We start from the raw sequence: 3,697 nt of genomic DNA on the forward strand, positions 1-3,697 counted from the left end.
CGTGCGGAAGGGGGCCGCGGCGCCGCCCCTCGCCTCCTCCCAGCGGACCTCGTGGCCCTCCTTGCGGGCCAGTTCGGCCCACTGCGCGGCGGACGCGACCAAGGCGAGCGCCGCCCGCAAGGCCGCCGAGGGCGCCTACGCCGCGGCCAAGGGCGCCGAGACCGCGGCCAAGGCCGCCGACCACGCGGCGACCGCGGCCGACGAGGCCGGCAACGCGGCCAAGGCCGCCGCCGGCGCGGGCGCCAACGCCGACGCCGCCGCAGCCGCCGCGCAGGCGGCCAGCGGACACGCCAACGTCTCCAGCGCCCAGGCCCAGCGGGCCCGGGACGCCGCCGCCGACGCACGGCGACAGGCGGCCGAGGCCACCCGCGCCGCGAACCGGGCCGTCGCCCTGGCCGCCAAGGCCGCCAAGGCCGCTCGCGAGGCACGGGACTCCGCCAACTCCGCGGCCGTCCACGCCCGGAACGCGGGCAAGGCCGCCGAGGAGGCGGCCGACCACGCCGGTGACGCCGCCCAGGCCGCCACCGAGTCCGCCAAGCACGCGGCCGAGGCCAAGAAGGCCGCCGACACCGCCACCACGGCCGTGGCGCAGGCGAGGACCACCTATGCCGTGGCCCGCGAGGTCGAGGCCGCGGAGCTGGCCGACCGCCGTTACACGGAGGTCGAGAAGGCCAAGGCGCTGAAAGCGGCGGACAGCGAGCGCACGGCTCAGGAGCAGAAGGACGCCGCGGAGGCCAAGGCGGCGGACGAGGAGGCACAGCGCCTGACGGCCGAGGTGACGGCTCCCGGCGCGGATCTCGGCGACGTCGCCGTCAAGGCCCGCAAGGTCGCGCTGCACGTCGCCAAGACCCGCGGCCCGTGGAGCGTCACCACGGCCGAGGCCGCCCTGGCGGGTTCGGACGCGCAGGTCATCGAGTACATCAGGACCGGCCTGACCCAGGCCGTCCAGCGCGACGAGTACGCCCGCACGGTCAACCTGGCGTGGGACTCGGAGTACGAAGCGGTCCGTACCGCCGCGAAGGAGGCGCTCAAGGGCGATACCGCGCAGGTCGGCACGTTCATCGAGACCGGTCAGCACCAGGCGGCCGCCCATGACTACCGCATCCGGGTCACCCAGCTGATGAACAACGCCGGGCGCTCGGTGACGGAAGCGGGCCGGGCGGCGCTGGAGTCCGGCACCACCGACGCGTTGCGGGAGTTCACCCAGACCGGGTACTACACGGCCCGTACCACCGACGAGCGCGTCCGCGCGGTCCAGCTGCGCAGCGTCGGCGGGCCCGAACTCAAGGCGGCGGCCGACGTCGCACTGGCCGGGCCGCCGGAGGTGCTGCACAGGTTCATCCAGGTCGAGCAGTACCGCGCGGCGCGGCAGGACAAGCTCACCGCGACGCACGTGTCCCGGATGCAGGGACTGATCTCCGGGGCGGCCCGTGTCGCCGCCACGGCACACAAGGACGCCGCGCTCGCCGCCAAGGTGGCGGCCGACGCCGTCAAGGCCGCGGAGGAGGCGGCCAAGTACGCCCAGCAGGCCAAGGACTCGGCGGCCCAGGCCGACGAGTACGCCAAGGACGCGGACGCGCACGCGGACGCCGCGGAGAAGTCCGCGGCCGAGGCCGCCGCGTCGGCCCGGACGGCCCGTGCCGCCGAAGCCGACGCGCACAACGCCGCCCGCGACGCCGACGTGTCGGCCGCCCAGGCCCAGTCGTCCGCCGCCGCCGCGCAGGCCTCCGCGAGTGACGCCTGGGCCGCGGCCGACGCCGCGTACGCCTCGTCGATCGCCGCGGGCAAGGACGCCGACGCGGCGAGCAAGGCGTCGACCGCCGCCGGCGAGGTGGCCTTCCGCAAGCTCCAGGAGGAGATCCGGCAGCACTTCGCGGACATCGCGGCCGAGCTGGAGGAGCGTGAACTCAGGGCCGAGGACGCCGAGTTCGTCAAGCTCATGGAGGAGCTGGAAGAGGTCGACTGGGGGAAGGTGCTCTCCGAGGGCGGCCACTTCTCCCTCGACGTCCTGGGTCTGATCCCGGGGTTCGGTGAAGCCGCCGACGGCGTCAACTGCGCCTGGTACTTCGGCGAGGGCAAGAAGATCGACGCGGGCCTGTCGTGCGCCGGCGCCGTGCCGTTCGCCGGATGGGGCGCCGCGGGCGTCAAGTTCGGCAAGTGGGGCACCAAGGCGGACGACTTCTTCCGCAAGCTGTTCGGCAAGAACCCCCTCTTCCAGCTGTGCGGGCGGTCGCTGGCCCGCACCATGTCCGCCGTACGGGCGGCGAGCTCGGTCACTTGCCCCGTGGGCTGGGACAAGATCAGCGGAGAAGTGTTCAAGTCACCGGCCGGCCTGGTGTACCAGCGAGGCTACGACGGCACACACCGCATCGAGCACGTCATGAAGCACACGAGACCCAACCCCGACAAGCCGCTGCACGCCGTCTTCAAGGAGAAGGATCAGGACAGGCTCCTCGCGCTGATCGATGACGCCTGGAGCCGGCGCGACAGCAGCGTTTCGTTCGTCAACAGAGGAAACAAGGTTCACCCCATCGAGTACGACGATCCCATCGGTGACGCGGGCGAGAAGTTCCTGTGCATCGTCACCCGGGAGAAGAAGCAAATGCCCCGGGTCATCAGCGCCTACCCGTCGGCGACGAAGGACTGCCCGACGGCGTGACGCACATGGCCGGGCTCAGGGCTTCCCGGGCCCGGCCGTGTGACCGTACGAGGGCGACAGACGAGGGCCGGTGGACGGCTGCCCGCCCACCGGCCCTCACCCCATGACGACGAGGACACCAGCACCATGCTCTCCCCCGACCGCATCCGTGAACTCCTGCGTGAACTGGACGACCCCGCGCACCTGGAACTCCCCGAGCACTACGACGTCCCGGCCGCCCGGCAGCGCTTCGCGCGGCTCGCCGAAGCCCTGGAGGAACGCTTCGGGCCGTCCGTGACGGTGGGCGGGGCCCAGGACGCCAGCTTCTTCGGATACGTCTCGGTCCCCGCCCCGGCCACGGAGACCGACCGGCCCCTGTGGGTGCTGATGAGCAACTTCGGCCCCTTCGTCACCACGGGCACGGGCAGGGGCTGGGGCGTCCCCGGTTGCGAGGAGGGCCTGGGTGAGGCGTTCGTGACCTGGCTCGACGAGCTGTGCACGGAACTCGGCTGCGTCTACGTGCCCGTCGAACTGCTGCTGGAGCCGTACGACGGACCGAGCTCCCTGGAGGACGAGGAGATCCCCGAGGAGGTCCTGGCGGCATGGGCGGCGGAGTTCGGCGACGAGGAGGAGGAAGAAGAAGAAGAAAAAGCCTTGCCCGTGGCCTGGTGGGACCGGTATTTCCAGTTCATGTGAGGTGGGCCGGAGTCCGGCCGCACGTGTCGGCAACCGCCCTGCCGTCGGACGGACGTTGCGTAAGGCCGAACCGCCCGTGCTTTCAATGTGGCGGCGCTGTGGACGAGTTGTGACCACGTGATACTTTGCGCATCCGGCGCGCCGGGAAAGGGCGACGTGAGGGGTCCGTGCCGCTGTGGACATGCCGGCGGCGCCCGTCGGACCGCTTCCCCACCAGTCGTTGCCACTGCCCTGGCGCGTCATGCGTACCGGTCCCGGTACGCATCACCTCGGAAGGGAACTCTGGTGAAAACCCGCCTTCGTAAGCCGCTTGTTGCCGGGCTGCTCGCCGTCTGCACCGTCGCGGGCGCGTCGTCGATCGCT

At 72.2% G+C, this 3,697-nt stretch carries 2 protein-coding genes; both read left to right on the top strand.

Annotated features, from left to right (window positions below):
* Positions 1 to 775 precede the first annotated feature (775 nt).
* Positions 776 to 2,659, top strand: coding sequence for an ALF repeat-containing protein (locus tag ACP4IX_RS35920; RefSeq protein ID WP_426558804.1), 1,884 nt, complete (start codon positions 776 to 778; stop codon positions 2,657 to 2,659).
* A 126-nt stretch (positions 2,660 to 2,785) separates the two neighbouring features.
* Entirely contained in the window at positions 2,786 to 3,334 is a 549-nt protein-coding gene (locus ACP4IX_RS35925) for a hypothetical protein (protein WP_426527002.1), read from the top strand.
* The last annotated feature ends 363 nt before the right edge of the window (positions 3,335 to 3,697 follow it).

The organism is Streptomyces sp. WG5 (genome assembly GCF_049974565.1).
Taxonomy (GTDB): domain Bacteria; phylum Actinomycetota; class Actinomycetes; order Streptomycetales; family Streptomycetaceae; genus Streptomyces.

Coding starts and splice junctions, on each gene's coding strand:
- ACP4IX_RS35925 (WP_426527002.1), top strand. CDS start 2,786: ATGCTCTCCCCCGACCGCATCCGTGAACTCCTGCGTGAACTGGACGAC.